Here is a 273-nt window from a genome sequence, read left to right as displayed (position 1 = left end):
ACCGAGGAGTTTGGACTAAGCCCGTCAGGTCAAGGTTTGATTGTAAGTTTCCTGCTATTAGGGGCATTGCCTGCCATCGTCCTTTCCACCTCGCTATCTAAGGTGCTTGGAAGGAAATCGCTCCTGATTGGAGCTGGCATCACATTCATCGTCGGTTCGATTGGTTGTGCCTTCGCTACAAATGTAAGCGTTTTAATTGCATCACGGTTCATCCTTGGAATCGGCTGCGGAATAGCCAATATGTGTTCACTTATTTATTTGGTGGAATTGGCC

General features: G+C 47.3%; 1 protein-coding gene. It reads left to right on the top strand.

All coding sequences use genetic code 11. The features are described 5' to 3' along the window. The coding region (locus AC6UDE_RS06955; protein WP_500697025.1) for an MFS transporter at positions 1-273 on the top strand (273 nt) is incomplete at both ends.

This window comes from Fructilactobacillus sp. X2R5C3, from assembly GCF_059901325.1.
Note: the sequence above shows the minus strand (reverse complement) of the source record. Positions and strands in the feature narration are given on the sequence as shown.